This is a genomic window from Sphingomonas tabacisoli (assembly GCF_042678385.1).
GTDB classification, from domain to species: Bacteria; Pseudomonadota; Alphaproteobacteria; order Sphingomonadales; family Sphingomonadaceae; genus Sphingomonas_B; species Sphingomonas_B tabacisoli.
The window spans coordinates 1,378,939-1,401,054 of sequence record NZ_JBHUDY010000001.1 but is presented as its reverse complement, the minus strand read 5'-3'; the positions used below and the strand labels follow the sequence as shown (position 1 = coordinate 1,401,054).

23 protein-coding genes and 1 tRNA gene are annotated in these 22,116 nt (G+C 66.6%); 10 read left to right on the top strand and 14 right to left on the bottom strand.

Going from position 1 to position 22,116, the window contains the following annotated elements:
* From ACFSCW_RS07395 to ACFSCW_RS07370, 6 genes are read right to left on the bottom strand one after another with little or no spacing between them, the layout of a single operon-like run.
* Entirely contained in the window at positions 1 to 975 is a 975-nt protein-coding gene (locus ACFSCW_RS07395; RefSeq protein WP_380888205.1) for a Gfo/Idh/MocA family protein, read from the bottom strand.
* Positions 972 to 1,937, bottom strand: coding sequence for an MDR/zinc-dependent alcohol dehydrogenase-like family protein (locus ACFSCW_RS07390; RefSeq protein ID WP_380888204.1), 966 nt, complete (start codon positions 1,935 to 1,937; stop codon positions 972 to 974). Before ACFSCW_RS07390 ends, ACFSCW_RS07395 begins: the two co-directional genes overlap by 4 nt.
* A complete protein-coding gene (locus ACFSCW_RS07385) occupies positions 1,928 to 3,223 on the bottom strand; it encodes an NRAMP family divalent metal transporter (RefSeq protein WP_380888203.1) in 1,296 nt (431 codons plus the stop codon). The genes ACFSCW_RS07390 and ACFSCW_RS07385 overlap by 10 nt, the downstream gene beginning before the upstream one ends.
* On the bottom strand, positions 3,220 to 4,320 hold the full coding sequence (locus tag ACFSCW_RS07380) for an inositol-3-phosphate synthase (RefSeq protein WP_380888202.1): 1,101 nt from the start codon (positions 4,318 to 4,320) through the stop codon (positions 3,220 to 3,222). The genes ACFSCW_RS07385 and ACFSCW_RS07380 overlap by 4 nt, the downstream gene beginning before the upstream one ends.
* Entirely contained in the window at positions 4,320 to 5,330 is a 1,011-nt protein-coding gene (locus ACFSCW_RS07375) for a glycosyl hydrolase (RefSeq protein ID WP_380888201.1), read from the bottom strand. Before ACFSCW_RS07375 ends, ACFSCW_RS07380 begins: the two co-directional genes overlap by 1 nt.
* Positions 5,327 to 6,106: a TIGR04290 family methyltransferase gene (locus ACFSCW_RS07370; RefSeq protein WP_380888200.1), complete on the bottom strand. Its 780-nt coding sequence runs from the start codon at positions 6,104 to 6,106 to the stop codon at positions 5,327 to 5,329. Before ACFSCW_RS07370 ends, ACFSCW_RS07375 begins: the two co-directional genes overlap by 4 nt.
* Before the next feature lie 250 nt (positions 6,107 to 6,356).
* On the opposite strand from ACFSCW_RS07370, the gene ACFSCW_RS07365 reads away from it, so the two are divergent.
* Both ACFSCW_RS07365 and ACFSCW_RS07360 read left to right on the top strand, forming a co-directional pair.
* Positions 6,357 to 7,247: a glycosyltransferase family protein gene (locus ACFSCW_RS07365; RefSeq protein ID WP_380888199.1), complete on the top strand. Its 891-nt coding sequence runs from the start codon at positions 6,357 to 6,359 to the stop codon at positions 7,245 to 7,247.
* Positions 7,248 to 7,255: 8 nt separating this feature from the next.
* A complete protein-coding gene (locus ACFSCW_RS07360) occupies positions 7,256 to 7,699 on the top strand; it encodes a DUF6165 family protein (RefSeq protein WP_380888198.1) in 444 nt (147 codons plus the stop codon).
* Here the strand turns inward: ACFSCW_RS07360 and ACFSCW_RS07355 are convergent.
* Positions 7,677 to 8,267: a histidine phosphatase family protein gene (locus ACFSCW_RS07355; RefSeq protein WP_380888197.1), complete on the bottom strand. Its 591-nt coding sequence runs from the start codon at positions 8,265 to 8,267 to the stop codon at positions 7,677 to 7,679. The two genes, ACFSCW_RS07360 and ACFSCW_RS07355, sit on opposite strands and share 23 nt — an antisense overlap.
* Before the next feature lie 256 nt (positions 8,268 to 8,523).
* On the opposite strand from ACFSCW_RS07355, the gene ACFSCW_RS07350 reads away from it, so the two are divergent.
* From ACFSCW_RS07350 to ACFSCW_RS07325, 6 genes are read left to right on the top strand one after another with little or no spacing between them, the layout of a single operon-like run.
* Complete coding sequence (locus ACFSCW_RS07350; protein ID WP_380888196.1) at positions 8,524 to 9,639, top strand: NAD-dependent epimerase/dehydratase family protein; 1,116 nt, start codon at positions 8,524 to 8,526, stop codon at positions 9,637 to 9,639.
* Positions 9,636 to 10,694: an SDR family NAD(P)-dependent oxidoreductase gene (locus tag ACFSCW_RS07345; RefSeq protein ID WP_380888195.1), complete on the top strand. Its 1,059-nt coding sequence runs from the start codon at positions 9,636 to 9,638 to the stop codon at positions 10,692 to 10,694. Before ACFSCW_RS07350 ends, ACFSCW_RS07345 begins: the two co-directional genes overlap by 4 nt.
* Positions 10,691 to 11,776, top strand: coding sequence for a glycosyltransferase family 4 protein (locus ACFSCW_RS07340; RefSeq protein ID WP_380888194.1), 1,086 nt, complete (start codon positions 10,691 to 10,693; stop codon positions 11,774 to 11,776). Before ACFSCW_RS07345 ends, ACFSCW_RS07340 begins: the two co-directional genes overlap by 4 nt.
* The gene (locus tag ACFSCW_RS07335) at positions 11,773 to 12,882 is read left to right on the top strand and encodes a CgeB family protein (RefSeq protein ID WP_380888193.1); all 1,110 of its coding nucleotides are present in this window, start codon (positions 11,773 to 11,775) and stop codon (positions 12,880 to 12,882) included. The genes ACFSCW_RS07340 and ACFSCW_RS07335 overlap by 4 nt, the downstream gene beginning before the upstream one ends.
* Complete coding sequence (locus ACFSCW_RS07330; RefSeq protein ID WP_380888192.1) at positions 12,879 to 13,967, top strand: CgeB family protein; 1,089 nt, start codon at positions 12,879 to 12,881, stop codon at positions 13,965 to 13,967. Before ACFSCW_RS07335 ends, ACFSCW_RS07330 begins: the two co-directional genes overlap by 4 nt.
* Complete coding sequence (locus ACFSCW_RS07325) at positions 13,964 to 16,051, top strand: bifunctional glycosyltransferase/UDP-glucuronate decarboxylase (RefSeq protein WP_380888191.1); 2,088 nt, start codon at positions 13,964 to 13,966, stop codon at positions 16,049 to 16,051. Before ACFSCW_RS07330 ends, ACFSCW_RS07325 begins: the two co-directional genes overlap by 4 nt.
* Positions 16,052 to 16,081: 30 nt before the next feature.
* On the opposite strand, the gene ACFSCW_RS07320 is transcribed toward ACFSCW_RS07325, so the two are convergent.
* The 7 genes from ACFSCW_RS07320 to dapB all read right to left on the bottom strand — a co-directional run bounded on the left by ACFSCW_RS07320 (position 16,082) and on the right by dapB (position 20,706).
* Positions 16,082 to 16,258: a hypothetical protein gene (locus ACFSCW_RS07320; RefSeq protein WP_380888190.1), complete on the bottom strand. Its 177-nt coding sequence runs from the start codon at positions 16,256 to 16,258 to the stop codon at positions 16,082 to 16,084.
* Positions 16,259 to 16,321: 63 nt separating this feature from the next.
* Positions 16,322 to 16,398 (bottom strand) — tRNA-Arg (locus tag ACFSCW_RS07315).
* Between the two features lie 48 nt (positions 16,399 to 16,446).
* Positions 16,447 to 16,878, bottom strand: coding sequence for a hypothetical protein (locus ACFSCW_RS07310; RefSeq protein WP_380888189.1), 432 nt, complete (start codon positions 16,876 to 16,878; stop codon positions 16,447 to 16,449).
* Between the two features lie 57 nt (positions 16,879 to 16,935).
* On the bottom strand, positions 16,936 to 17,580 hold the full coding sequence (gene nth, locus ACFSCW_RS07305) for an endonuclease III (protein WP_380888188.1): 645 nt from the start codon (positions 17,578 to 17,580) through the stop codon (positions 16,936 to 16,938).
* On the bottom strand, positions 17,577 to 18,647 hold the full coding sequence (locus ACFSCW_RS07300) for a pyridoxal phosphate-dependent aminotransferase (protein WP_380888187.1): 1,071 nt from the start codon (positions 18,645 to 18,647) through the stop codon (positions 17,577 to 17,579). The genes nth and ACFSCW_RS07300 overlap by 4 nt, the downstream gene beginning before the upstream one ends.
* The gene (locus ACFSCW_RS07295; RefSeq protein WP_380888186.1) at positions 18,644 to 19,960 is read right to left on the bottom strand and encodes an APC family permease; all 1,317 of its coding nucleotides are present in this window, start codon (positions 19,958 to 19,960) and stop codon (positions 18,644 to 18,646) included. The genes ACFSCW_RS07300 and ACFSCW_RS07295 overlap by 4 nt, the downstream gene beginning before the upstream one ends.
* The gene (gene dapB / locus ACFSCW_RS07290) at positions 19,957 to 20,706 is read right to left on the bottom strand and encodes a 4-hydroxy-tetrahydrodipicolinate reductase (RefSeq protein ID WP_380888185.1); all 750 of its coding nucleotides are present in this window, start codon (positions 20,704 to 20,706) and stop codon (positions 19,957 to 19,959) included. Before dapB ends, ACFSCW_RS07295 begins: the two co-directional genes overlap by 4 nt.
* A gap of 82 nt (positions 20,707 to 20,788) precedes the next feature.
* On the opposite strand from dapB, the gene ACFSCW_RS07285 reads away from it, so the two are divergent.
* Together ACFSCW_RS07285 and ACFSCW_RS07280 are read left to right on the top strand one after the other, a co-directional pair.
* Positions 20,789 to 21,181 (top strand): cupredoxin domain-containing protein, encoded by a 393-nt coding sequence (locus ACFSCW_RS07285; protein ID WP_380888184.1) that lies wholly within the window; start codon positions 20,789 to 20,791, stop codon positions 21,179 to 21,181.
* 15 nt (positions 21,182 to 21,196) lie between these two features.
* Complete coding sequence (locus ACFSCW_RS07280; RefSeq protein WP_380888183.1) at positions 21,197 to 22,111, top strand: alpha/beta fold hydrolase; 915 nt, start codon at positions 21,197 to 21,199, stop codon at positions 22,109 to 22,111.
* The last annotated feature ends 5 nt before the right edge of the window (positions 22,112 to 22,116 follow it).

Below are 22,116 nucleotides of genomic sequence, written 5' to 3'. Positions count from 1 at the left end.
CTAACGTCCATAAATGTGATCGAGCACCTCTGCCGAGCGGATAAATTGCTCGGCGGCGGGATCGAACGCGGGCGAGACCGCCAGTTGCGTCGCCCAGGCGGCAGCGGCGCGGCCGCCCCAGGCGTCCGGCGGGTCCGCCAGACGCTCGCTCGCGGTGCCGGAGAAGCGTTCGGCGGTGAAATCGTAGAAGGAGCCGTTCACGTTGCGCAGCGCCGCGCCCCCTTGGGTGCCATAGAAGCTCGCTTCGATGACGGCGTCGCGTCCGGCCTGAAGCCGCCAGGAGCAGGCCAGCCGTATCTCCGCTGCGCCGGCGCGGAACTGGGCGACGGCATAGTCCTCGACCTGACCCGCCGCGAGCGGGCGCGCGCCACTCAGCAGGCGCGCATCGACGGCCTCCACTTCCGGAAAGTCCAAGGCCCAGAGCGCCAGATCGACAAGGTGCACGCCCAGGTCGATCACGCAGCCGCCGCCTGATTGCACCGGATCGTAGAACCACGGCTTGTCCGGCCCATAGGCGTTGTGAAAGACCAGATCGACAGCGAAGACTTCGCCCAGCGCGCCCTCGCGGATCAGGCCGGCGATGCGCCGCATCGCTTCGGTGTGACGATAGGAAAGATCGACGCTCAGCAGCCGGTCGGCTTGGCGCGCCGCTTCCACGACCGCCCGAGCTTCCGCCGCCGTGCGGCCCAGCGGCTTTTGACAGAAGACGGCCGCGCCTGCTTCCAGCGCTTGCACCGATTGCTCCGCGTGAAGCGCACTCGGCGTCGCGATCACGATGCCGTCGAGGCCGAGCGCCAGCATCCCCTCGAGCGAGTCGGCCGGTGCCGCGTCCGGCGCGAGCTTCCCCGCCTCGGCCGCGCACTCCGGCGAGGGATCGCAGAAGGCCGCCGCTTCCACCGCGCCGGTGGCCAGCATCGCTTCCATCCGGTGACGGCCGATCCAGCCGGTGCCGAGAAAGCCGATCCGGGGCCTCATGCGAATGTCACCAGCGCCTTGACGAACGCGCCCGGCTTGTCGCGCGTCGCGTCGAGCGCCTCCCCGAGCCGTTCGAGCGGATAGCGATGCGTGTATAGTGGCTCCGGATCGAGCCGGCCGCTCGCCACGGCGTCCACTGCTTCGCGCAAGCCCCGCATCTGGACGCCGAGTTCGCGCTCGTGCGCGTTGATGACGTCGATCCCCTTCCAGTTCCATTCCTGCATGTTCACCTGGCGCGGCCCGTCCTGGTGATAGCCGGCGACGATCAGCTTGCCGCCAAAGCCGGTCAGCGCGGTGGCGAGATCGAGCGGCCATTGCTTGCCGACCGCTTCGATGACGCGTTCGCACATCGCCTCGCCGGTCAACGCCTTCACCTGATCGATGATCGCCCAATGGTCGTGCATCGGAATCGTCTCGGTGGCGCCGTAGTAGCGGGCGAGGTCCAACGATTCCTGCCGCCGCGAGATCGCGATCACGCGCGCGCCCGCCTCGCTCGCCAACCGCGTCAGCACTGCGCCCAGAAATCCGATGCCGACGATCGCGACCGTCTGGCCGGCGCGGATATCGCTGCGCCGGAAGATATTGAACGCGCAGCCGAGCGGCTCGCCCGGAAAGGGCTTGCCGTCGAGTTCGGGCGGCAGCTTCACCACCGCCGGGGCGGGGGCGAGGTCATAATCCGCGAAGCTCTGGTAGGAAAGTGCGGCCACGCGATCGCCGGGCGCGAGGCCCGTCACTCCCTCCCCGACCGCATCGATCCTGCCCCAGCCTTCATGGCCAAGCCCGCCCGGCGCGCCGGGATAGGTCACCCATTCGAGACCCGCCCAAGGTTCGAGGTTCGACGCGCAAACGCCGCAGCCTTCCAGCCGGATGCGGACCTCGCCCGGGCCGGGCTCGGGAAGCGCAGCTTCCTCGATCCGGATCTCGCCCGGCGCGGCGAGCACGGCGGCGCGCATCACAGCCATGTCGCCACCAGACAGCCCGTCGCGGCGAAAGTGGCGGCTGTGGTCAGCCAGCCGAGCAGGTTGGTGAACCAGCCGTTCGGCCGGTCCCACATCAGGCTTCTATCGTTCGTCATCAGCATCATGATCAAAAGCAGGGGCGGCACGGAAAAGCCTTGGACGATCCCGGACCAGACCAGCGCCTTCATGGGATTGAACCCCAAAAAGTTGAGCGCCACGGCAATCAGGGTGACGAGCACGATGACGCCGTAGAACAACCGCGCCTCGGTGACCTGCAGGTGCAGGCTGCCGCGCTCGCCAAGCCCCTGCACGATGTCATAGGCCGCGCCCGTGGTCATCACCGGCACTGCGAGAAAGCCGACGCCGACCACGCCCAGCGCGAACAGCCATTTCGCGAATTGCCCCGCCAGGGGCTCCAGCGCGGAAGCCGCCTGGGCTGCGGTCTCGATCTCGGTGACGCCCGCGCGGTGCAGAGTCGCGCCGGTCGAGAGAATGATGAAATAAAGGATCAGGTTGGAAAAGATCATGCCGACGATCACGTCGCGCTTGGTCCGCCGCAGCTCGCGCAAGCTCGCGCCGCGGCGTTGCCACCAGCGGCGTTTGCCCTCGGCGATCTGTTCCTCGACTTCCTGGTTCGACTGCCAGGTATAGACATAGGCGGATAGCGACGTTCCGATGCAGGCGACGATCATCATCAGGAAGTCGCCGTCCCAGCGGGCGTGCGGCACGAACGTGGCACGCAGCACGTCGGCCGGGTCGGGGCGGGCGAGCAAAGCCGCAGCGACATAGGCGAACAGGATGAGCGCAAGCCAGCGGAAGATGCGGCGGATCAGCTCGTAGGAACCGAAAATCTGAAGCGTCACGACGATCACTGCCACGCCAACGACGATGGTCGCGACCGGCAATGGCAGCAGCAGGTTGAGCGCCGCGCCCATGCCACCCAAGTTCGCCGCCGCCTCGATGATGTTGCCGATAAAGGCGCCGATCATCAGTGGCCAGAGCAGCCAGGCCGAGTACCGGTCGCGGATCGCAGCGAACAGGCCCTTGCCATAGACGCGGCCGATTTTCGCCGAGAGATAGACGACGACGTACATCATCGGCAGCAGCACGGGCGCGATCCACAAGAACGCCAAGCCGAAACGCGCGCCCGCGCTGGCATAGGTGCCGATCGCCGAAGGGTCGTCGTCGGCCGCCCCGGTGATGACGCCCGCGCCGATCGCCCGGCCGATGCCGCGCGCTTGCGGCTGGGGCGGCGGACCCAGCGGCGGTCCGGCTCTGACGGGGATCATCCGATAAAGGCTTCGAGCGCGGCGTGGGCCTCGTCGTCGGGCATCTGGACCGGCGGATGCTTGCAGAACCAGGCCGCGGCGGGGAGCACCGGCCCGGCCATGCCGCGGTCGCGCGCGAGCTTGGCGCAGCGGATCATGTCGATCGCGACGCCGGCGCTGTTGGGGCTGTCCTCGACCGACAGGCGCAGCTCGAGGTTCATCGGCACACCGCCGAAGAGCTGGCCCTCCATCCTGAGGAAACAAACCTTGTTGTCGTTCTGCCAAGCGACATAGTCGCTGGGGCCGACATGGATGTTCTCGTCCTCGATCCGCCGTTCGGCGACCGATTGCACGGCTTCCGTCTTCGATGTCTTTTTCGACGCAAGGCGGGTGCGGTTCAGCATGTTAAGGAAGTCGGTGTTGCCGCCGGTGTTGAGCTGATAGGTCCGCTCCAGTCGGACGCCGCGTTTCTTGAACAGGTCGGTCAGCACCCGGTGGACGATCGTCGCGCCGAGCTGCGCCTTGATGTCGTCGCCGATGATCGGCACGCCCGCTGCCTCGAACCGCGCCGCCCAATCGGGGTTGCTGGCGATAAAGACAGGGATGTTGTTGACGAAGGCGACTCCGGCTTCCAGCGCGCATTCCGCGTAGAATTCAGTCGCCGCTTGCGACCCGACGGGAAGATAATTCATCAGCACGTCGGCGCTGGTCTCGCGCAGCACGGCGATCACATCGTCTTTGCTGGGTTCACTCTCGCCGGCGAGCAGGAAGGTGCGGTCCTCGGGATAGTCGGCCATATGGTCGGCAACGCCGTCGAGGATGCGGCCCATGCGGACGCGGGTGTCCGTCTGCTCGACATCGGGGCAGAATGCCGTGGTGCAATTGGGCTTGGCAAAGATCGCCTCCGCCACATCCCTGCCGACCTTGCGCCGGTCGACATCCCACGCCGCCACCACGCGGATGTCGCTCGGCTCGTAGCCGCCCAGCTCGCGGTGCATCAGGCCCACCGTGTCGTTGGACCCGGCGCGGTAATGTTCGATGCCCTGGATTAGCGAGCTCGCGCAATTGCCGAGCCCCGCGATGGCGACGTTGATTCCATGACGTTCCGGGGACAGCATCAGGCAGCGCTCCGTTCGGCGGCGAGGCGTTCGTCGCGGTTGAAATCGAGCGGCGTCAGCTCCGGCGCGCGCGGGACAAAGCCGAGAGGCGCGCATGACGCGGCGAGCTCCGCTCGCGGCTGCGCGGATGCGTAGCGATCGACCATCCAGGCGCAGAAATCGGCGAATTGCTGCGGATCGCGCGCCGGGCTGGTGTGGTGCGGCGCCAGCCCCAGATGCTCGGGCGTGAAGCAGAAAGTGACGGTCACGTCGAAATCGGCGAGCGCTTCCATCTGCCGGTCGAACCATTCGATCGCGCCCGGGCGAAAGCTATCGGCCCAGGACAGGCCGGTGCGGATGCGGCGCGTGCCGAGCCGCTTCATCCAGGCGACTGCCTCGTCCAGCCGGGGATCGTGGAAGTGGAACCACTGCATCAGCCCGACATCGGCGGCGTGGTCGGCATAGACGTCGAGCGCCGGCTTGGGCGTGCCGTCCTCGCGGATCAGGCCGAGATAGAAGTGCCGGTAATAGGAAGAGCCCTCGGCCTCGCGGTGGCGGGTTTCGGCGCCCCAGCTTTGCGGCAGGTCGAACAGCGAATACCAGAAAATGCGCTCCGCCCGGCCCTTCAGCAGCTCGGCAGTCCGCTGCAGGCCGAAGACCTGCACTTCCTCGGCGCCGAAGGAACTGACGCCGACTTCCGTCACCCAGACCGGCTTGTCGGTCACCGCCTTGATCTCGGCGATCTTGTCCGGCCAGGCGGAAAGCGGCCACAGGTTCCAGTCGAGCGGGAAACCGTGGACGGCCACCACATCGACTGCATCGAGCGCGCCATGTGCTTCCATGCGCCTCAGCCAGTGCGGATCGATCGGCGACATGCCGCCCAGCACGCGCGGCAGATCGGGATTGACGGAGCGGATCGCCTCGCCGGCGCGGATCACGTGCTCGGCGAACAGCGCCCATTCGGGATCGAGTTCCGGGTCCCAATGCGACTTGTTGTTGGGCTCGTTCCAGATCATCGCCGCTTCGATCATGCGGCGCCTCCCGCAGGGGCCGGATAAACGGCGGCGGGGCCATATTTGGCGTACGGCACCGGTGCGACGCGACAGAGATAGACTTCCGGCTCCGGATGCGCCTCGATCGCGAACCCCGCAGCGCGCAGCATCGCCTGGCTGCAGGCCGCGTTGGGCGCCCACCAATTGGTCCAGTCATGCGCGAACTCGCGCTCGATGAAGTGCATCTTCGGATAGGCGGGATTGTCGAAATAGCCGGGCGGCCGGGTCGTGCCGGGGACGAAGAAAGGATGGTCTTCCGGCACCAGCAACACGTCGTCCGAGCCTTGCTGCATCGTCTGGAACAGCATCAGGTCGCCCGCGACATGTTCGCGGATCAAGTCGAGCGCGAGAAGCGGATGGCGAAGGTGATAGAGCACGCCCATGAAGATCACGAGATCGAAGGTCTCGCCGAGCGCGGCAACATCATAGACGGAGAGATTGCGGAACTCGACGCCATCGAAGCCCAGCACTTCGCTGGCGAGTCGAGCTTGTGCGAGATAGCGATCGTCGCTGTCGATGCCGAGCACGCGCGCTGCCCCGCGCCGCTTCATCTCCACTGAATAGAAGCCGGCGTTGCAGCCGATATCCAGCACTGTCTTGCCGGACAGATCCTCGGGGATCACATGCGCAAAGGTCTTGAACTTGAAGCTGGGATAGTCGCCGAGGAAATGGTCGGGCGCGGTTTCCAGTCCGCCGCCCAGATCGATATTATGAAACCATGGCCCTAATGCTTCGATCTTCTCGCGCAACTTCACAGTATTGAATGTGTATGCGCTTTGTTTTGCCAGTTGATGCAATTGACTATCCCTTGGCGAAGCCGGTATTCAACTCTGCGATGCAGTTGAAAAGCCAGCGGAATGCCTGAATTTCGTTTCGCAAACGAACATGAAGCCGCGCTGTTCCACAAGCTTCAACAAAGCTTCTTGTTAATAACTTATGTTATGCAGATTTATCTTTTTGTTTGACTGACCGGAACCGCCCTTTGCCAAAGCGATTGCGTGCCGAATGAACAACCGGATGGGCGAATGGGTCGGCGCGATGCGGGCGGGGCGCTACGCCGACGCATGGGCGCTGGCCGCCCAGACGCTTGCCGAGCGCGATCTCGCTACGCGCGACGACCCGACCCTTCCCTATCATCTGCGCTGGGTATGGGACGCCAGCAGTGTCGATGACCGCGACGTGCTCGTGCGCTGCTATCATGGGTTGGGCGACACGCTACAGTTCGCGCGCTTCCTGCCGCTGCTTGCCACGCGCGCCGCGTCGGTCACGGTCGAGGCGCCCCCGCGGCTGATGGATCTGCTCGCGACCGTGAGCGACGGCATTGCGCTCGTGCCCTTCGACGTCGCCCGGCCGCTGCCGCCGGCCGAGGTCGACATCGAAATCACCGAACTCGACTTCGCGCTGCGCGCCGCGCCGGGCGAAGCGCCGCCGCCCTATCTCCGCACCCAGCGCGCCATTCTGCCCCATGGCACGATCGCGCTCTGCTACGGAGCGGGCGATTGGGACCCGGAGCGCAACGTGCCGCCGGCGTTGTTCGCACCATTGTGCCGTCATGCGCCCTGCATAACCCTGGTGGCCGAGCCGACGACGCTGCGGGTTCTCAATCCAGAGGGCTGCCCTTTTGACATGGGCGCGACGGCGGCGCGGGTCGCGGGCGCCGCTTTGGTGATCACCGTCGACACAATGATCGCCCATCTGGCGGGCGCACTCGGCAAGCCGGTCTGGCTGCTGCTCAAGGCCGAGCCGGACTGGCGCTGGGATCCGCAGCAGCCGAGCAGCGCCTGGTACCCATCGATGCGTCTGTATGCCCAGCCGCGCGCAGGCGACTGGCCTTCGGCGCTCGCGCGCGTCGAGGCGGACCTGGCCGCGAACAACCAGAAGGCAGTGGAAAGGTAGCGTACCCTATGGAGCCGTTCGCGATTCCTTCTGTCCCCGTCTCCTGGGGCGAGCTTCTCGACAAGATCACAATCCTCGAGATCAAGCGCGAACGCATCGATCGCCCGGACGCGCTGCGCAATGTCGAGACCGAGCACAGGCTGCTCCGCGAAGCCGCCGCCAGAGTGCTCGCGATCGAGGCGCTGACGCCCCTGATTGATCGGCTCCGGCGCGTGAACGAGACGCTATGGGACATCGAGGACGCCATCCGCGAGCAGGAAGCCGACGCGCGGTTCGGCACGCGCTTCGTCGCGCTCGCCCGTTCTGTCTACAAGACCAACGACGAGCGCGCCGCGCTGAAGCGGCGGATCAACACGCTGCTTCAGTCCGAGCTGGTGGAAGAGAAATGCTTCTCCAGCGACGCCGAGGCGCCATTGCCCGATCCCGCGCTCATCGCCGAGCCTGCGCATTGAGCGTGAGGAGCCGGGTGCCGCCGGCATCGAGGGTAAGGGTCGTCAGCGAGCCAGGATCGCAGTCGAACCGGAAGAGACTGTCGAGCCCAAGGCCGAGCTGGTCAGCCACCACGCCGCGGATGATGTCGCAATGGGTGACGCATACCGCCGGCGTCGCCGCCTGGGGCAGCGACAGCAGATAGGCGCGCGCGCGTGCGACCGCCTCGCCCATCGTCTCGCCGCCGGGACAACGCGCGGTGGCGCGCTCACCATTCCACCTGCGCCAGTCGGGGTCGGGGTCCAGCGTAGCGAAGGCCCGCCCGCTGAAGCCGCCGAAATCGATTTCGTCCAGCGCATTGGCGCGCCGCACGTCCAGTCCGCGCGACCGGGCGAGCGGCAGTGAAGTCTCCCACGCGCGGCGGCGCGGGCTGCTGTGAAGCGAGACGATGGGCAAATCCGCCAACAACTCAACGACATTGTCGGCGTCGGTGCGGCCGGTCTCGTCCAGCGCGATTTCTGATCGGCCACTCAGCACCTTGCCGACTTCCTGATGGGAACCATGGCGGATCAGGTGGACAATGCGGCTCATCTCTCCTTCCTTACATGGATCAAGGATTACTACTTAAGAGTTCCAATAATTCTCGTAAAGAAACGAAAGGAACTCACCACATTTATATAAAACTCGTCATCATCAAAGTAGCTAATCTATGTTTATAGGAACAAAGCTTGGGAACAAGATGAAGAAGAAGGTGTTCAAACCCGCAACGGAGTCGAAACGTCCGAGCTTTTCAGGCGAGTCCAACTAGTTCGCCGACGCTCGCATGTAAATCCGCGGGGAGATGTGAGTGTCGGAGAAGATCCTGATAACCGGGGGCGCAGGCTTCATCGGGCGGCAGGTGACCGCCGAGCTGCTGCGGCGCGGCAACGATGTGCGGGTCCTCGATTGCCTGCTGCCTCAGGTGCATGGCGACAGCGCGCGGCCGGAAGGTCTTGCTCCCGAAGCCGAGCTGATCGTCGCCGACATCCGCGACGGCGACGCCGTGGCGCGCGCGCTCGACGGCATCGACAGCGTCGTTCACCTCGCCGCCGAAGTGGGCGTCGGCCAGTCGATGTACGAAGTCGAACGCTACACCAGCGCCAACGACGTCGGCACGGCGGTCTTGTTCGAACGGCTGATCGACCACCCGGTCCGCCGCGTCGTCACGGCCTCTTCGATGAGCATCTATGGCGAGGGCCTGTACCGCGACGCCGATGGCAATCTGATCGAGAACGCCGAACGCGGCATCGTCCGCGACGGGCAAAAAGTCTGGGACCCGCTCGACAATCTGGGCCGCCCCTTGTCGCCGGTCGCCACGCCCGAATGGAAGCGGCCGAGCCTCGCCTCGATCTACGCGCTCAACAAGTACGTCCAGGAGCGGACCACCCATATCATGGGCCCGCCTTACGGCATCGAAAGCGTGTGCCTGCGGCTGTTCAACGTGTACGGCCCCGGCCAGGCGCTTTCTAACCCCTATACCGGCGTGCTGGCGATCTTCGCATCGCGGCTGCTGAACGGGCAGCGACCGATGATCTTCGAGGATGGCGAGCAGCGCCGGGACTTCGTCCATGTCAGCGACGTCGCCCGCGCCTTCGCCGGTGCGCTTGCGCTGCCCGAGGCGAAGGGCGAGACCTTCAACATCGGCTCCGGCCATGACCGGTCGGTGACCGAGGTGGCGCAATCGCTTGCCCGCGCGATGGGTCGCAACGATTGCGAGCCGGAAATCGTCGGCAAGGCGCGGATCGGCGATATCCGCCACTGTTTCTGCGACACCGGCCTTGCCGCCGAACGGCTGGGCTTCCGCGCGACCCAGGATTTCGAGCAAGGCCTGGCCGAGCTTGCCCAATGGGTGCAGCAGCAGACCGCCGAGGACCGGGTCGCCCATGCGCGCGCCGAGCTGGAAGCGCGAGGACTGGTCGCATGAACGGCCCCGTACTCGTCACCGGGGGCGCCGGCTTCATCGGCTGCAACATCGCCGATCGCGTCGCGCGCGAGGGGCATGACGTCATCATCCTCGATGCGCTCGCCCGCCCCGGCGTCGAGACCAATCTCGAATGGCTAAAGAAGCGGCATGAGGGGCGCATCCATCCGATCGTCGCCGATGTCCGCGACGAGGAAGCGCTGGGCAAAGCGGTGCGCGATGCGTCGGCCGTCTTCCACATGGCGGCGCAGGTCGCGGTGACGACCAGCCTCGCCGATCCGCTCGACGATTTCGACATCAACATTCGCGGCACGCTCGCGCTGCTCGAGACGGTGCGGCGCCGCGGCGAGCGCGTCCCGGTGATCTTCGCCTCCACCAACAAGGTCTATGGGGACCTTGCCGACATCGCGCTCTGGGAAGAAGCCGATTGCTGGACGCCGGCCGATCTCGACGTGCGCGCGCACGGTATCTCGGAAGCACGGCCGCTCGATTTCCATACGCCCTATGGCTGCTCGAAGGGCGCCGCCGACCAATATGTGCTGGATTACGCGCGCAGCTTCGGTCTGCCCACCGCTGTCATCCGGATGAGCTGCATCTACGGCCCGCGCCAGATGGGGACAGAGGACCAGGGCTGGGTCGCGCATTTCCTGATCCGCGCGCTCGAAGGCCAGCCGATCACCATTTTCGGCGATGGGAAGCAGGTGCGCGACGTCTGCCATGTCGACGATGCGGTCGACACCTACCTGGCCGTGCTGCGCGACATCGACCGCGTCCAGGGCCGCGTCTTCAACCTGGGCGGCGGACCGGCGAATGCGATCAGCCTGCGCCAGCTTCTCCGTCACATCGAAGAACTGACCGGGCGCCCTGCCCAGGTCCGCTACGAAGACTGGCGCGCCGGCGACCAGCGCTATTTCGTCGCCGACGCGCGCGTCGCACGGCAGACGCTCGGCCTTTCCGAGCCCAAACACTGGCGCGACGGCCTTGCCGAACTTGCGGACTGGCTTGCCGACGCGCGCGGGCTCGAACACCCCGTCCATCAGATGGAAGCCGCCGAATGACGTGCATCCTGATGACGGCAGATACCGTCGGCGGTGTCTGGCAATATGCGACCGATCTCGCCTCGGGACTCGTCGAGCTGGGGTTCGAACCGATCATCGCCACGATGGGCCCACGCCCGTCCGAAGCGCAGCGCGTACGCGTGGGCGTCGAGATTGTCGAAACCGATCTGCCGCTCGACTGGCTTGCCGCTTCGCTGCGCGAGATCACCGAAGCGGGTCACGAGATCGCCCAGCTGGCGGAAAAGCTTGGCGCCGATATCGTGCAGGTCAATGCACCGGCGCTGGTGGCGCAAACAGCGTTCGACCAACCCGTGGTCGCGGTCGCGCATAGCTGCGTCGGCACATGGTGGCAGGCGGTCAAGGGCGGCCGGATCGACTCCGATCTTGGCTGGCGCGCCGAGCTGACCGCCGCTGGACTGCGCGCCGCCGATCATGTTGTGGCACCCAGCGGCGCATTCGCGGTGATGCTCCAGCACTGCTACGGCCTGGACAATGCGCCTGCGGTCGTGCGGAACGGCCGCCGCCCGCTCCCCGTCGCTCCCGGCGGACAGCCGGAGCCCGCCGCTTTCACCGCCGGGCGGCTGTGGGACGACGGCAAGAATGTCGCCGTCCTCGATCATGCCGCTGCATCGATGTCCGTGCCGATGCGCGCCGCCGGGCCGGTGCGTGGACCGAACGGCACGGCAATCGCGCTTCGGCATGTGCAGCCGCTCGGTTCCGTTGGTGACGTCGAAATCGCACAGCAGCTCGCCTCCCGGCCGGTGTTCGCGTCCGCCGCGGTTTACGAACCGTTCGGGCTGGCGGTGCTGGAAGCGGCGCAGGCCGGGTGCGCGCTGGTGCTGTCGGACATTCCGACGTTCCGCGAGCTTTGGGACGGCGCCGCCTGCTTCGTCTATCCGCACGACGCAGCCGGCTTTGCGCGCGCGATCGAGACCATTGTTGGCGATCCGGACCTCCGCGACCGGCTGGGCGCCGCTGCCCGCGAGCGCGCCGGCGATTATACGGTCGATCGCATGGCGGCCGGCATGGCCGCAGTCTATCGCGCGCTTCCCGTCGCGGCGCCGGAGCGCGCGGCGGCATGAAGATCGTCTATTTCGCCCATTCGCTCGCGTCCTGCTGGAACCATGGCAACGCCCATTTCCTGCGCGGCGTGCTGAGCGAACTGGTCGCACGCGGGCACGATGTGCAGGCCTGGGAGCCGAAAGGCGCATGGAGCCTCGCCAATCTGCTCGCCGATCATGGCGAGGCCGGGCTGGCCGCCTATCGATCAGCCTACCCCGAGCTTTCGTCCTCCACCTACACGCCCGCCAATGCGCCCGAGCGCATGGTCGATGGTGCCGATCTGGTGATCGTTCACGAATGGAACGAACCAAATTTAGTCGCAGCAATCGGGCGACTGCGCAAGCGCGGGGCGCCGTTCACGCTGCTCTTCCATGACACGCACCACCGCGCCGTAAGCGAGCCGGAAGCGATGCGCGCCTACGACCTGTCCGGCTATGATGGCGTGCTCTCCTTCGGCGAGGCCTTGTCGGACGTTTATCGCGGCTGGGGCTGGGGCCGCCGGGTTTGGACCTGGCACGAAGCCGCCGACCTGCGCCGCTTCCGTCCTCCGGCAGAGGAAGGCGAGCGCAGCGGTCTCGTCTGGATCGGCAATTGGGGCGACGGGGAGCGCACCGAGGAACTGGAGCGCTTCCTCTTCCGCCCGGCGCGCGAGGCGCGGCTCCCGCTCGACATCTACGGCGTGCGCTATCCGGAGGCGGCCAGGGCGACCCTCGCCCGCTATGGCGCGCGCTATCATGGCTGGGCGCCGAACGCCCGCGCCCCGGAGATTTTCGCACGCCACCTCGCCACGGTGCACGTGCCGCGGCGCTATTATGCGACGATCCTGCCGGGCATTCCGACCATTCGCGTGTTCGAGGCGCTGGCTTGCGGCATTCCACTGGTCTCCGCGCCCTGGGACGATGCCGAGCATCTGTTCCGCCCAGGCCGGGACTTCCTCTTCGCCGGCGACGGTGACGAGATGCGCCGCCACCTCACCACCTTGCGCGACGATCCGGAGCTGCGTGCCGCGCTCACGGCGAGCGGTCTCGAGACCATCCGCGCCCGCCATAGCTGCGCGCACCGCGTCGATGAGCTGCTCGCCATCGCCGCCAGCCTCGCGCCTGCCCCAGCCAAGGACGCCGCATGAAAATCGCCTTTTACGGATCGAGCCTGCTGTCGTCCTACTGGAACGGCGCGGCGACCTATTATCGCGGCATCCTGAAGGCGCTGGCCAGCCACGGCTACGACATCACCTTCTACGAACCCGATGCCTTTGATCGGCAGCAGCATCGCGACATCGATCCGCCGGATTGGGCGCGTTCCGTCGTCTATCCGGCGACCGCGGACGGGCTGCGTTCGGTGCTGGCCGAAGCGGGTGGCACCGATATCGTTGTCAAGGCGAGCGGCGTCGGCGTGTTCGACCGCGAATTGCTGGACGGCGTGGTCGCTCAAAGCCGGCCCGACGCGCTCCGCATCTTCTGGGATGTCGATGCCGCGGCTACGCTCGACGAAATGCGCGGCGATCCGTCGCATCCGGTGCTACGCGCGCTCGACGATCTCGACATGGTGCTGACCTATGGCGGCGGCCCGCCGGTGGTCGACGCCTATCTTGGCTTTGGCGCGGCGCAGTGCATTCCGGTGTACAACGCGCTCGACCCGGAGACGCATCACCCCGCGCCCGCCGACCCCCGCTTCGAAGCCGATCTGGCGCTACTCGCCAACAGGCTCCCCGACCGCGAAGGGCGGATCGAGGAATTCTTCCTGCGTCCGGCGGCTCAGCTTCCCAATCGCCGCTTCCTTCTCGGCGGCAATGGCTGGCACGACAAGCCGATGCCAGAGAATGTCCGCGCGATCGGGCATGTCGGAACGGCCGATCACAACAGCTTCAACTGCACGCCGCGCGCGGTGCTGAACGTCGCGCGGGATTCGATGGCGCATATCGGCTTCTCGCCGGCCACCCGCGTGTTCGAGGCGGCCGGCGCCGCCGCCTGCCTGATCACCGACGCATGGGAGGGGATCGAGCTGTTCCTTGCTCCCGACGAGGAAGTGCTGGTCGCCCGCGACGGCGCCGACGTTGCCGAACTGCTCGCCGGTCTCTCTCCCGAACGGGCGCGAGCCATCGGCGAAGCGGCGAAGCGGCGCGTGCTGGCCGAACACACATACGATCTGCGCGGGCAGCAGGTTCACCGCATCTTCGAAGCGCATCGCCAGCGCACGCGGGAGGCCGCATGAAGCTCGTCGTCCTCGGCCTCAGCCTCGGCTCCTCATGGGGCAACGGGCATGCGACGACCTTCCGCGCGCTACTCGCCGCCTTCGCCGCCCGCGGCCACGACGTGCTGTTCCTGGAGCGCGAAGTCCCCTGGTATGCAGGCGCCCATCGCGACCTGACCGACCCCGATTTCTGCCGCCTCGCCTATTACCCGGACTTGGCCTCGCTGAAGGCCTGGCGCCGCGAGATTGCCGAAGCCGATGCGGTGGTCGTCGGCTCCTACGTGCCGGATGGCGCGGAGGTTGCGCGGCTGGTTCAGGCCTGGGCCAAGCGCGTCATCGCCTTTTACGATATCGACACGCCGGTGACGCTGGCAAAGCTCGCCCGCGGTGAATGCGAGTATCTGACGCCCGAGAACATTCCGGGCTTCGACGTCTATCTGTCGTTCACCGGCGGTCCGACGCTGCAGCGCATCGAGCGGGAGTTCGGCGCGCCGGCCGCACGCCCGCTCTATTGCTCAGTCGACCCGGCGGCCTACCGTCCGATGGACGTGCCGAAGCGATGGGCGCTCAGCTATCTCGGCACCTACAGCCCCGACCGCCAGCCGACCCTCGAACGGCTGCTGATCGAGCCGGCTCGCCGCCGCCCGGACCTGCGCTTCGCGGTCGCCGGGCCGCAATATCCCGATGACATCAACTGGCCCGCGAACGTCGATCGGATCGAGCACCTTCCGCCTGCGGAGCATGCCGATTTCTACAATGCCTCGGCGATGACCCTGAACGTCACGCGCGCCGACATGATCGCCGCCGGCTGGTCGCCTTCGGTGCGGCTGTTCGAGGCGGCGGCGTGTGGCACGCCGATCCTGTCCGACCGCTGGGACGGCATCGAGACCCTGTTCGAGCCCGCCCGCGAGATCCTGCTCGCGGATACCACCGAACAGGCGCTCGACGCCCTCGAACAACCCGCAGGCACGATCGGCCGGGCCGCCCGAGCGCGTGTCCTCGCCGCGCACACCGCCGCGCACCGGGCGGCGGAACTCGAAGCCCATCTGATCGAAGCGAAGGCCCGCAACTCCGGCGCGCCCAAAACAAGGAACGAAAATATGTACCGGAGAGAACAGCCTCTCACCCTGGTCGCGGGTGGCGCGGGGTTCATCGGATCGCATCTGTGTGCAGAGCTGCTGGGGCGCGGCAAGCACGTGCTCTGCCTCGACAACCTACAGACGGCGCGGCCGTCGAACCTGCGGCTGTTGGAGGATCATCCGAATTTCGAGTTCATCGAGGCGGACATCGTCAATCCGCTGCCGAGCGCCGTCACCAGCCGCACCGCGCGGATCGAGCGGGTGTACAACCTCGCCTGCGCCGCCTCCCCGCCCCAGTACCAGGCCGATCCCGAGCACACGATGCTGACCTGCGTCGTCGGCACCGACAATCTGCTGCGCCTCAGCGAAGCGGCGGGTGCTCGCTTCCTCCTGACCTCCACCAGCGAAGTCTATGGCGATCCCGAGATGCACCCGCAGCGGGAGGATTATCGCGGCTTCGTCAACTGCACTGGCCCCCGCGCCTGCTACGACGAAGGCAAGCGCGCGGCCGAGGCGATCGCGTTCGATTTCGCGCGGATGCGCCGGGCGGAGGTGCGCGTGGCGCGTATCTTCAACACCTATGGTCCGCACATGCATCCGGACGATGGGCGCGTAGTTTCCAACCTCATCTGCCAGGCGCTGTCGGGCCTTCCCGTCACCATTTATGGCGACGGAAGCCAGACGCGCAGCTTCTGCTACGTCAGCGACATGGTCGACGGGCTGATCCGGCTGATGGAAAGCGACATCAGCGGCCTGGAGCCGATCAATCTCGGCAACCCGGAGGAACGGACCGTCCGCGAGCTGCTCGACGCGATCCTGACGATCCTCGATCGGCCGGTCGCGATCGAGCACCGGCCGCTGCCGACCGACGATCCGCGCCGCCGCCGCCCCGATATCGGGCGCGCGCAGGCGCTGCTCGGCTGGCAGCCGCGCACGCCGCTGGTGGAAGGCCTGAACCTGACCTGCGCATGGTTCGCGGAGGAAATCGGCGTGCAGGAGACGATCACGATCCTAGCGGCAGAATAAAGCTGGTACGTCCTTAAGCGAGGCGCAGCCTCAGCGCAGCCGCTCCACCGTGTCCCGAACGTCGTTGGGGGCGAGCCGATCCAGATAGAGCGAGGCCAGGGTGTAATGCGCTCGCACGACATCCGGATGGCTGGCCGCCTGCGCGGCCTCCAGTTCCTCCTCGGCCCTTCGCTGAAGGAAACCGACTTCGTTTTCCCGATCCCTCATGACCGGAAAAATGCCATTTCTCGCGCTAAGGCGCGTTAACATAAGATGGAACCGCAGAAGTATTGGCGCACCCAAGAGGATTCGAACCTCTGGCCTCTGCCTTCGGAGGGCAGCGCTCTATCCAGCTGAGCTATGGGTGCGTGGGAAGGCCGCTTAGCAGGCTCTCCCCGCCTGTCCAAGCCTTTCGCTCAGCGGTGCGGCGGCAGCTCGATCGGCTGGAACGGCGCCAGGCCGCAGCTCGCGCCGCGCTGCAGGCCGCCGGTCTGGTAGAGCACGGTGATAATGTCCTGCGCGCAGAGTTGGCTCAATGACGTCGCATAGGTGAACCGCTGCTCGAAGCCGAGGCTGGGGCAGGCTGATGGCAGCACCACGCGGTATTTCCAGCGGGCTCCGTTGCCGAAATCGATCACCCGGTCGCTCAGCACGCGGCTGTTGCGGATTTCCTGCAACGGCACGCAAGTCTTTGCCGGGCCGGTCAGTCGCGCGCCGTCGGCAAAGCTCTGTCCGTCGGGCGAGAGCTGGGCGGCGGCAGCGGAGCGCTCAGCCTTGCTCATGGATGTCGGCGAAGCCATGCCGGCCGACAGCAACGTCCCGGCGGCGATGAGAAGAAGCGAGCGCATCATCAAACCTCCTTCTTTCCCGCGATCATACAACGATCCGCGCGCCAAAGGGAGCCGCTAAGCAGCAGGCGGCGGCGTCTTCGGCTGATAAGGGCAAAGGTCCGCGACGATGCAGCGCCAGCACTCGGGGCGCCGCGCCTTGCAGATGTAGCGGCCGTGCAGGATCAGCCAGTGATGCGCGCCCAGGCGAAAGGGCTGCGGCACCACTTTCTCCAGCTTGAGTTCGACCGCCAGCGGCGTTTTTCCGGGCGCCAGCCGCGTGCGATTGCCGACGCGGAAGATGTGGGTGTCGACGGCGAACGTCTCCTGCCCGAAGGCCGTGTTCATCACCACATTCGCCGTCTTGCGACCGACGCCCGGCAGCTTCTCGAGCGCGTCACGGTCGGCCGGCACTTCGCCGCCATGCTCGTCGATCAGCGCCTGACTGAGCGCAATGACGTTCTTCGCCTTGGTGTTGAACAGGCCGATCGTCTTGATGTGCTCCTTCAGCCGCTCCTCGCCCAGCGCCATCATCTGCGCAGGCGTCTGCACTTGCTGAAACAGCTTGCGCGTCGCCTTGTTGACGCCGGCATCGGTCGCCTGTGCGGACAGCACGACCGCCACCAGCAAGGTGTAGGTATTGACCGATTCCAGCTCCGTCTCCGGCGAGGGATTGTCCTCGGCGAGGCGGCGGAAGAATTCGAAAACGTCGGCCTTCTTCACTTGAGCGAATCCAGCGCGGCGCCGAGCCGCTCCAGCCCCGCCGCTACAATCTCGGTCGGTTGGCCGACGCCCAACCGAAAATGGCCGGCGGCGCCGAAAAACCGCCCCGGCACGATCGAGGTGTCGTAGCGCTCCACCAGCAGGCGATAGAGCGCATTGACATCGCCGGAGATCAGCCGCGGAAAAGCGGTGATCCCGCCGGTCATCGGCGAGCATTCCAGATCGTCGCGGCTCGCGAAAAAGGCGTTCGCCAGCGCGCGATTGTGCTGCAGCAGCGCGGCGTTCGCGCTCGCGACTTCGTGCAGATGCTCGAACGCGATCAGCGCCAGCCGCTCGGCGGCGTGCGATTGGGCGACGGCGAACAGCTCGTTCAGCCGCCACATCCGCTCGGCGAGCTCCGGACTGGCGATGATCCAGCCGCAGCGAATGCCGCTCAGGCCGTAGCATTTGGTCAGGCTCGACGTGACGACGAACCGATCGCCGAGCAATGCGGCGGTCTGTTGCGACGGAAGCGCAGCATCGAGATAGACTTCGTCCACCAGCACATGCGCGCCCACCCGCACAGCAATGTCGGCGACCGCCCTCAGCGTCGCCGCATCTGCAAGGTTGCCTGTCGGGTTGTGCAGGTTGGTCAGCAGGATCAGCCGCGTCTTCGGCATGACGGCGCGTTCGACTTCGCCGGGATCGATCGCGAAATCCGGCCCGCGCCGCTCGAACGAGCGCACGGTTGCACCCAGGAACTGCGCCGCCGCCACCATCGGCTCATAGACCGGGTGCTCCGCGACCACTTCGTCACCCGGTGCAATCAGCGCCGCCATGGCGAGCATGTTCGCCATCGAGGTGCCGTCCGCCATCACCACGCGATCGGCCGTGACGCCATCGTGCCGCGCAATGGCTTCGCGCAGCGGCGGATAGCGGTAGCGGCTCCGCCCATCGAGCTCGAGGTCCGCGATCGCGATCGGCCACCGGTCCAGCGCGCAGGCCGGCACTTCGCTCGACCCGAGCGCATAGCGCACCGCCGCCTGGTTCTTCGCCCAGTACATATATTCGGAAGCTAGGACTCTCACGCGCGGCGCCTCCGCAGCCGGAATAGGCAGACCGGCACACCCGCCAACAGAATAGCAAACCCGATCGCGCTGTTGACCGGACTGGTCCAGACCGTGCCCAGCACCGTCACCGCGCAGGCCAGCACGAAGAATAGCGTCGTCCAGGGATGCCCCGGTGCCCGGAAGCCGTCCATGTCGGGCGTCCGCCGCCGGTACACGAATAGCGCAGCGCCAGTCAGTCCGAAGAAGATGAAATCGACGGACACGACATAGCTCAGGATCTGCCCGTAGGTGCCGCTGAGCGCGATCAGGCACGCGACAACGCCCTGCAACAGGATCGCCGCGACCGGCGCATGGGTGCGCGGACTGACCGCCGCGATGCCGCGAAAGAACAGCCCGTCCTCCGCCATCGCGAAATAGACGCGCGGCGTGGTCAGCATCCCTTGGCTGAGGAACCCGAGCGCCGAGATCGCGATGCCCAGCCCGATCAGCGTCGCGCCGGTCTCGCCCAGCGCCGCCCGCATGACGTCGCTGGCCGGCGTCTTCGATTGCGCCAGCCCCTCCGGTCCCAGCACCAGCACGCAGACGAGCGCCGTCAGCGCATACAGCGTCACCACGCCCAGCACACCGAGCATCAATGCCCGCGCCAGATCACGCCGCGGATCGCGCATCTCGCCCGCGACGAAGCTCGCCGTCTGCCAGCCGCCATAGGAGAACATCACCGGCGTCAGCGCCGCACCGATCGCGGCAACACCAGCAACAGGCACAGCAGTTTCGCGCACCGCCGCCGGCGCATGCGGCGCGAGCAGCAGCCCGCACAGCACCAGCATCGCGATGGCGCCGATCTTCAGCACCATGAGTAAGCTCTGCACCGTGCCGCCGGCGCGCACGCCCAGGCAGTTGATCGCCGTCAGCAGCGCCAGCGACGCCACCGCCAGCGTCCATTCAGGCACACCGATCCCGGTCAGATCGACGACATAGCGCGCGAAGGTGATCGCCACTGCCGCCATACCGCCCGACTGGATGACCAGCAGCAAAGCCCAGCCATAAAGGAAAGCCGGCAACGGCCCCCAGGCGTCGCGCAGATAGGCATATTGGCCGCCCACGTCCGGCCGGCGCGCGGCGAGCTCGGCATAGACGAACGCACCCGCCATCGCGATCAGCCCGCCCAGCAGCCACACGCCGACGATCAGCACCGGCGTGCCGACGTGCCGCGCGACCTCGGCCGGGTTCACGAAGATGCCGGAGCCGATGATGCCGCCCATCACCAGCATCGTCACGTCGAACAGGCCAAGCCGCCGGACGAGGTGCGGCTGGGCGGGCGCGTCGTTCACAGGCCGAGCACGTCGACCATGGTGTAGCGGCCTGCCGGCTGGTCCTTGAGCCATTCCGCCCCGCGGATCGCCCCGCGGGCGAAGATTGCGCGGCTGTCGGCGCGGTGGCCGAACTCGATCCGTTCCCCCTCGCCCGCGAAGATCAGCATGTGATCGCCCGCGACCGATCCGCCGCGCAGGGACGCATAGCCGATCGTCCCTTCCTCGCGGGCATGCGGATGCTCGCTGATCCGGTCGAACCGGCTCAGTTCCTGCAGCGTCGATCCCCGCCCCTTCGCCGCCGATTGCGCGAGCAGCAACGCGGTGCCCGAAGGCGCGTCGACCTTGTGCCGGTGGTGCATTTCCAGCACCTCGATGTCCCAGTCCGGCCCCAGCCGCGCCGCCGCCTGCTCGATCAGCCCGCGCAGCAGGTTGATGCCGAGCGACGTGTTCGCCGATTGCAGCACCGCGATCGCCTTCGCCGCCTCGTCGATCGTCGCATGATGCTCGGGCTGCAGTCCGGTCGTCCCGATCAGGATTGGCTTTCCTGCCTCGACCGCGATCTTCAGATGCTCATCGAACGCCGCGACCGCGGAGAAATCGATCAGCACGTCGCTCGCCGCCGCCAGGGAAGCCGCATCGGCGTAGTCGCCATGCACCGCGCCTTCGCGATCGATGCCGCCCGCGACCGTAACGCCGGCTTCCGCCGCAGCGTTGCCGATCGCCCGGCCCATGCGGCCGGTCACACCCAGGATCCCGATCTTCATGGCCACGCTCTTTCCGGCAAAATCTGGGAATGAACAAGGCGCGGCTTTCGTCTATGATGACGTATCCGAAACGGAGGCTTTGATGCGGTACCTGTTGCTCGCGTTCGTCATGCTCGCTCTCTCCTCCTCCGCCCGCGCCCAACCGGACTGGAGCAGCGCGCGCGAGGTCGACGTCCGCCTCTCCAACTTCAAATTCACGCCGGACACGATCCAGCTCCGCCACGGCGAGCCCTATCGGCTGCACCTCGTCAACGAAGCCAGCGGCGGCCACAATTTCGACGCCGCGCAGTTCTTCGCCGCCGCCCAGGTCTCGACTGCGGACCGCGCCAGGGTCGGCAAAGGCACGATCGAGCTGAAGAAGGGCGAAAGCGTCGACATCCGCCTCGTCGCGCCGGCGGCCGGCACCTACAAGCTCCACTGCTCGCACTTCCTGCATTCCAGCTTCGGCATGACGGGTCAGATCGTCGTTCAATAATAGGGAGTGGAGATAATGCGCTTTATCTTGGGCTTGGCCGCTGCGCTCGCGTTCGCCGCTCCACTCGGCGCTCAAGTGCCGCCTTATCCCGCCGCCTTCCGAACCGAGGATGTGGCCGTGAACGGCGCGACGATCCACGTCCGTGTCGGCGGATCGGGACCGGCGATCGTCCTCCTCCACGGCTATGGTGAGACCGGCGACATGTGGGCGCCGCTCGCCGCCGACCTGATCCGTGACCACACCGTCATCGCTCCCGATCTGCGTGGCCTCGGCCTGTCGTCCAAACCGGCCGGCGGCTTCACCAAGATGAACCAGGCCGAAGATGTGGCCGGCGTGCTCGACCGGCTGAAGATCGCCCGCGCCGACATCGTCGCGCACGACATCGGCAACATGGTCGCCTTCGCCTTTGCGGAGAAACATCCCGAGCGCGTCTCCCGGCTTGTCGTGATCGACGCACCCGTTCCCGGCGTCGGCCCCTGGGAGCAGATCGTCCAGAACCCCCTGCTCTGGCATTTTCGCTTCGGCGGACCGGACATGGAGCGGCTCGTCGCCGGTCGCGAGCGCATCTATCTCGATCGCTTCTGGAACGAATTCTCAGCCGATCCGAAACGCTTCACCGAACAATCGCGCCAGCATTACGCCCGACTCTACGCGCTTGCCGGCGCGATGCATTCCGGCTTCGAGCAGTTTCACGCCTTCGATCAGGACGCGATCGACAACCGCGCCTGGCTCACCGCTCACGGCAAGCTGAAGATGCCGGTCCTCGCCCTTGGCGGCGAAAAGAGCTTCGGTGCCCAGATGGCCGACCTCATGCGGGCGGGCGCGGACAATGTGAGCGGAGGCGTCGTTCCGGCCTCGGGCCACTGGATCATGGAAGAAAACCCGCAAGCGACGGTAAAGCTGGTGCGCGCGTTCATCGACAAGCCGTGACGGCG

What these genes read in the sequence shown, in the direction of transcription:
- ACFSCW_RS07395 (WP_380888205.1), bottom strand. Translation starts at nt 975, where the DNA reads ATGAGGCCCCGGATCGGCTTTCTCGGCACCGGCTGGATCGGCCGTCAC.
- ACFSCW_RS07390 (WP_380888204.1), bottom strand. Translation starts at nt 1,937, where the DNA reads ATGGCTGTGATGCGCGCCGCCGTGCTCGCCGCGCCGGGCGAGATCCGG.
- ACFSCW_RS07385 (WP_380888203.1), bottom strand. Translation starts at nt 3,223, where the DNA reads ATGATCCCCGTCAGAGCCGGACCGCCGCTGGGTCCGCCGCCCCAGCCG.
- ACFSCW_RS07380 (WP_380888202.1), bottom strand. Translation starts at nt 4,320, where the DNA reads ATGCTGTCCCCGGAACGTCATGGAATCAACGTCGCCATCGCGGGGCTC.
- ACFSCW_RS07375 (WP_380888201.1), bottom strand. Translation starts at nt 5,330, where the DNA reads ATGATCGAAGCGGCGATGATCTGGAACGAGCCCAACAACAAGTCGCAT.
- ACFSCW_RS07365 (WP_380888199.1), top strand. Translation starts at nt 6,357, where the DNA reads ATGAACAACCGGATGGGCGAATGGGTCGGCGCGATGCGGGCGGGGCGC.
- ACFSCW_RS07360 (WP_380888198.1), top strand. Translation starts at nt 7,256, where the DNA reads ATGGAGCCGTTCGCGATTCCTTCTGTCCCCGTCTCCTGGGGCGAGCTT.
- ACFSCW_RS07355 (WP_380888197.1), bottom strand. Translation starts at nt 8,267, where the DNA reads ATGAGCCGCATTGTCCACCTGATCCGCCATGGTTCCCATCAGGAAGTC.
- ACFSCW_RS07345 (WP_380888195.1), top strand. Translation starts at nt 9,636, where the DNA reads ATGAACGGCCCCGTACTCGTCACCGGGGGCGCCGGCTTCATCGGCTGC.
- ACFSCW_RS07340 (WP_380888194.1), top strand. Translation starts at nt 10,691, where the DNA reads ATGACGTGCATCCTGATGACGGCAGATACCGTCGGCGGTGTCTGGCAA.
- ACFSCW_RS07335 (WP_380888193.1), top strand. Translation starts at nt 11,773, where the DNA reads ATGAAGATCGTCTATTTCGCCCATTCGCTCGCGTCCTGCTGGAACCAT.
- ACFSCW_RS07330 (WP_380888192.1), top strand. Translation starts at nt 12,879, where the DNA reads ATGAAAATCGCCTTTTACGGATCGAGCCTGCTGTCGTCCTACTGGAAC.
- ACFSCW_RS07325 (WP_380888191.1), top strand. Translation starts at nt 13,964, where the DNA reads ATGAAGCTCGTCGTCCTCGGCCTCAGCCTCGGCTCCTCATGGGGCAAC.
- ACFSCW_RS07320 (WP_380888190.1), bottom strand. Translation starts at nt 16,258, where the DNA reads ATGAGGGATCGGGAAAACGAAGTCGGTTTCCTTCAGCGAAGGGCCGAG.
- ACFSCW_RS07310 (WP_380888189.1), bottom strand. Translation starts at nt 16,878, where the DNA reads ATGCGCTCGCTTCTTCTCATCGCCGCCGGGACGTTGCTGTCGGCCGGC.
- dapB (WP_380888185.1), bottom strand. Translation starts at nt 20,706, where the DNA reads ATGAAGATCGGGATCCTGGGTGTGACCGGCCGCATGGGCCGGGCGATC.
- ACFSCW_RS07285 (WP_380888184.1), top strand. Translation starts at nt 20,789, where the DNA reads ATGCGGTACCTGTTGCTCGCGTTCGTCATGCTCGCTCTCTCCTCCTCC.
- ACFSCW_RS07280 (WP_380888183.1), top strand. Translation starts at nt 21,197, where the DNA reads ATGCGCTTTATCTTGGGCTTGGCCGCTGCGCTCGCGTTCGCCGCTCCA.